The organism is Isoptericola sp. NPDC057191, assembly GCF_042670225.1.
Lineage (GTDB): Bacteria > Actinomycetota > Actinomycetes > Actinomycetales > Cellulomonadaceae > Isoptericola.
This window is the reverse complement of the sequence record NZ_JBHUWC010000266.1, coordinates 1-3,914: the sequence shown is the minus strand read 5'-3', so window position 1 is coordinate 3,914 and position 3,914 is coordinate 1. Positions and strand designations below refer to the sequence as shown.

4 protein-coding genes are annotated in these 3,914 nt (G+C 73.2%); 2 read left to right on the top strand and 2 right to left on the bottom strand.

Annotation, left to right across the window (positions count from 1 at the left end):
* Positions 1 to 42: 42 nt before the first annotated feature.
* Positions 43 to 936 carry a Bax inhibitor-1/YccA family protein gene (locus tag ACFT55_RS19545; RefSeq protein WP_380245514.1) on the bottom strand — a complete coding sequence of 298 codons (894 nt, stop codon included), beginning with the start codon at positions 934 to 936 and terminating at the stop codon, positions 43 to 45.
* Between the two features lie 133 nt (positions 937 to 1,069).
* Positions 1,070 to 1,918, bottom strand: coding sequence for an inositol monophosphatase family protein (locus tag ACFT55_RS19540; RefSeq protein ID WP_380245513.1), 849 nt, complete (start codon positions 1,916 to 1,918; stop codon positions 1,070 to 1,072).
* A 138-nt stretch (positions 1,919 to 2,056) separates the two neighbouring features.
* Here ACFT55_RS19540 and ACFT55_RS19535 point away from each other — a divergent pair, with 138 nt between their 5' ends.
* Together ACFT55_RS19535 and ACFT55_RS19530 are read left to right on the top strand one after the other, a co-directional pair.
* A complete protein-coding gene (locus tag ACFT55_RS19535) occupies positions 2,057 to 3,022 on the top strand; it encodes an ABC transporter ATP-binding protein (RefSeq protein WP_380245512.1) in 966 nt (321 codons plus the stop codon).
* Positions 3,019 to 3,891 (top strand): ABC transporter permease subunit, encoded by an 873-nt coding sequence (locus tag ACFT55_RS19530; RefSeq protein WP_380245511.1) that lies wholly within the window; start codon positions 3,019 to 3,021, stop codon positions 3,889 to 3,891. Before ACFT55_RS19535 ends, ACFT55_RS19530 begins: the two co-directional genes overlap by 4 nt.
* Positions 3,892 to 3,914 lie beyond the last annotated feature (23 nt).

Here is a 3,914-nt window from a genome sequence, read left to right as displayed (position 1 = left end):
CCCCGTGGGGTGACCGGCCGTCGTCAGAGTGCTCGTCGAGCGTCAGTCGCCGCCCCGCAGGATCGCGAGGATGCGCAGGATCTCCAGGTACAGCCAGACCAGCGTGACGATCAGGCCGAACGCGGCCGACCAGGCGAACTTCGCCGGGACGCCCTGCTCGACACCGCGCTTGATGGAGTCGAAGTCCATGATCAGCGACGCGGCGGCGAGGCCGACGGCCACCAGGCCCACGATGATGCCGATCGGGCCGGAGCGCAGGCCCCAGCCGTCGACGACGCCGGTCCACGTGAGGACCACGTTGATCAGCGAGAACGCCAGGTAGCCCACCATCGCGATGAGCAGCCAGCGCGTGAACTTCGGCGTGACGCGCACCTTGCCGGACTTGAACAGGAACAGCGCGGCGCCGAAGGTCGCCATCGTCGCGACCACGGCCTGCAGCACGACCGACGTCAGCGGCTCACCCGAGCTGCCGACGGCGATCTGCGCGAACGCGATGCTGATGCCGCCGAGGAACACGCCCTCCGCCACCGTGTACGCGATGATGAGGGCCGGGCTCGGGTTCTTCTTGAACGCGTTGACCAGACCGAGCACGAGCCCGGCGATCATGCCGATCGGCCAGAGCTCCGGCACGGTGTTCCAGGTGACCGCGGCCACCACGACGAGCAGCGCGAGCAGCCCGCCGGTCTTGATGATGACGTCGTCGTAGGTGAGGCGCTTGGTGTCCGCCGTGGTGGCGGACGGCGCCTGGTACATGTTCTCGAGCGACGCCGCGTCCGCGGCCTGCGCGCCGGTGCTGCCCGTGGATCCGGCGCCGTAGGCGGCCTGCCCGTACTGCGGCTGGGCCGTCGCGGTGCCGCCGGGCCGGGCCCCCTGACGCGCGCCGTTGCGGCGAGGCTCGCCGAAGACGTCGCTGTTCGAGAAGACGGGGTTGCTCATGAACTCCTCCTGGTCGCGGCTGCCGGGTGCCCGACGACGGGACGTCGCGCGCGCAGTGCCGGGTCGCTGGCCGTGCGATCCATCGTAAGGAACGCTTCCGGGTCGCGATAGGTTCCCGGCCTGCCGACATCCGTCAGCACGCCACGCCCGTCAGCACACCGCACGCTGCCGCGGCCGTGGCCGCGTCACCCGCGAACACCCCGGTGCCGGTCACCGGGTGCGGCTGCCCGTCGTCCCCGCCGAAGGTGCCCCCCGCCTCCGTGACGATCAACGACAGCGGCGCGTAGTCCCACACCTTGCCCCCGACCTGGACGGCGAGGTCGAGCTCGCCGGCCGCGACGAGGAGGGCGCCGTGCACGCGCCAGCCCGTGACCTCCACGACCCCGGCGACCCGGTCCACCTCGGCGCGGTAGCGGTCGGGCACCATCTCGACCGGCGGCAGCACCGCGGTCCGGGCCGACCGGAGCGTGGCCGGCGGCGCCCCGACCCGCAACGGCCGCTCCGCCGTCACGACCCCGTCGACGACGTCCGCGACGAACGCGCCCCGGCCGCGCGCGGCGTACCAGACCTGGCCCTGAGCGGGCACGATCGCGACGCCGACGGTCACCTCGCCGTCCTCCTCGAGCGCGACCAGGGTCTGCCACCGGTCGTCGCCCTCGACGAACACGAGCGTGCCGTCGATGCCGTCGAGGATCCAGCGCCGGCGACCGGTGCCGAGCTCGCCCGTCTCCTCCCCGAGGAACGCGTCGTCCGGGCGGCCGGCCAGGAGCACGCGCCGCACCTCCTGCTCCACCGCGAGGTCGGCCTCTGTCACGACCGACCCGTCGACCTTCCGGTCGCGCGCGAGGTCCTGCACCTGCGCGAAGTACGCCATCCCCCGTGCTGCACCGGCCAGCGCCGCGCGCAGCGCCAGGGAGAGGTCGTCGGGCTGCGGGTCGGGCTGCTGGTCGGTTCGCGGGTCGGGCTGCTGGCGGAGGCGCATGGCCCAGAGTGTCCCGCACCCGCCCGGATCATTCGCCCTGCCCATGACGACACGCCGACCCGCACGTAGGCTCGGTCTCGACCACTCCCGTGACGAGGCGGCCGGGACGGCACCCGACATGACGACCCCGGGGGCGACATGATCGAAGCACAGGGCTTGACCAAGAGGTACGGACCGAAGCTCGCGGTGGACGACGTGTCGTTCACCGTGCGGCCAGGCGTGGTGACGGGCTTCCTCGGCCCGAACGGCGCCGGCAAGTCCACCACGATGCGCATGATCATGGGCCTCGACCGGCCCACGGCGGGCACGGTCACCGTCAACGGCCGCCCGTACGCCGAGCACGCGGAGCCGCTCGCCCAGGTGGGCGCGCTCCTCGAGGCGAAGGCGGCGCACCCCGGTCGCACGGCGCGCCAGCACCTGCTGGCCCTGGCCGCCACGCACGGGATCTCGGCCGCCCGGGTGGACGAGGTCGTCGAGCTGACCGGCCTCGCGTCGGTGGCCCGCAAACGGGTGGGCGGCTTCTCCCTCGGGATGGGCCAGCGGCTCGGCATCGCCGTCGCGCTGCTCGGCGACCCGCGCACCCTCATCCTCGACGAGCCGGTGAACGGCCTCGACCCGGAGGGCGTCCTGTGGGTGCGGAACCTGGCCCGCTACCTGGCGGGCGAGGGCCGCACGGTGTTCCTCTCCTCCCACCTCATGAGCGAGGTGGCGCTCACCGCCGACCACGTGATCGTCATCGGCCGCGGCCGCATCCTCGCGGACACCCCCGTGCAGGACCTCGTCGACGGGGCGTCCCGGCACGTGGTGCGCGTCCGCTCCCCGCAGGCGGCCGACCTCGGCGACGTCCTCCGGCGCGAGGGCGCCGACGTCGTCCCGGCCGACGACGGCGCCCTCGAGGTGACCGGGCTCGACGCCGCCCGGATCGGCGAGCTCGCCGCGGCCGGAGGCGTCGTCCTGCACGAGCTCACGCCCGTCTCCTCGACGCTCGAGGAGGCCTACCTGGAGCTGACCGCGGACTCCGTGGAGTACCAGACCGAGTCCCTGGCCGGTGCGGCGCCCCCGACGGCGGACGCCGGCGCGACGACGGACGGAGCACCCCGATGACCACGGCCACCGCACCGCCCCGCGGGCCCGCGCCCGCCGTCGTCGTCCGTCGCGTCTCGTTCGGCCGCGTGCTGCACGGCGAGTGGATCAAGTTCCGCACCCTGCGCTCGACGGTGTGGACCGTGGTGATCACCGCCGTCGTCATGGTCGGGCTGGCGCTCATGATGGCCGCGATCGTGCGCGCGGCGACGCAGACGCCCGAGATGTCCGAGGGCATGTCCCAGGACCCGGGGCTCCAGGCGATCGGGCTCAACGGCACCACGATCGTCACCTTCGGCTACTCGTTCGGGGCGCTCGCCGTGGGCGTGCTGGCGACGCTGATCGTCACCAGCGAGTACTCGACGGGCACCGTGCGCTCGACGTTCGCGGCCGTGCCGCGCCGCCTGCCCGTACTCTGGGCGAAGCTGGTCGTCATCGTCCTCACCACCGCGGTGGTCGTGAGCGCCGCCCTCGCGATCGCGTACGTCGCGACGGCGCCGCTGCTCGAGGACGCCGGTATGAGCGTGGACCTCTCGGACTCCGAGCAGGTCCGCGCGCTGGCCGGCTGCGTGCTCTACCTCGCCACGGTGGCGGCGTTCGCGATGGCCGTCGGCACCCTGATGCGGCACAGCGCGGGCGCGATCTTCACGATCGTCGCGATCTTCTTCGTCGTGCCGCTGATCTTCAACATCGTGGTCCAGGCCTCCGACGCGGCCTGGACCGACTGGGTCAACAAGCTGCTGCCGAGCGTCGCCGGCGAGCGCGTCATCTCGCGCGGCCTGCCGACGGACGCCCTGCTCGACCCGTGGGTGGGCTACGCCGTCCTCGCCGGGTACACGGTGGTGCTGCTCGTCGCCGCGGCGATCACGCTCAAGCGCCGCGACGCCTGAGCCCCCGTCGTTGTGGGTACGGA

What these genes read in the sequence shown, in the direction of transcription:
- ACFT55_RS19545 (WP_380245514.1), bottom strand. Translation starts at nt 936, where the DNA reads ATGAGCAACCCCGTCTTCTCGAACAGCGACGTCTTCGGCGAGCCTCGC.
- ACFT55_RS19535 (WP_380245512.1), top strand. Translation starts at nt 2,057, where the DNA reads ATGATCGAAGCACAGGGCTTGACCAAGAGGTACGGACCGAAGCTCGCG.
- ACFT55_RS19530 (WP_380245511.1), top strand. Translation starts at nt 3,019, where the DNA reads ATGACCACGGCCACCGCACCGCCCCGCGGGCCCGCGCCCGCCGTCGTC.
- ACFT55_RS19540 (WP_380245513.1), bottom strand. Translation starts at nt 1,918, where the DNA reads ATGCGCCTCCGCCAGCAGCCCGACCCGCGAACCGACCAGCAGCCCGAC.